Annotated in this window: 1 protein-coding gene; it reads right to left on the bottom strand. The window is 33.7% G+C overall.

The window, feature by feature from the left end:
• A partial coding sequence (locus NE473_RS31555; protein WP_502802872.1) for a hypothetical protein occupies positions 1 to 273 on the bottom strand: 273 nt, incomplete at its 3' end.
• Positions 274 to 297: the final 24 nt, after the last annotated feature.

The raw sequence follows: 297 nt of genomic DNA, 5'->3' as shown, positions 1-297 counted from the left end.
CGCAATAGATGCGGTGGTTGTTCCGCTTTGTTCAAATTGATATGTAATTTGCATAGGACTTGAGCCTTGAGTATTATCGCCTGAAACAGAACCTAATAATTTATGAGTATAAACAATATTCGTATAATTAGTCTCATAACCTACACATTCTCGTATATATACTCCTCTACGTTCTGGTATTCCTGAATCGTTAGCTGCAAAATCAGTAGTGTTCATTGTTGTTACAATAGCTAAAGAAAAAACTATCCCTAATATTGTTTTGATTTTTCTCATTATGGACTTCCTCCTTTGCTTAAA

It is taken from the genome of Hungatella sp. SL.1.14, assembly GCF_024460495.1.
Taxonomy (GTDB): domain Bacteria; phylum Bacillota; class Clostridia; order Lachnospirales; family Lachnospiraceae; genus Hungatella; species Hungatella hathewayi.
This window is presented reverse-complemented; position numbering and strand designations above follow the sequence as displayed.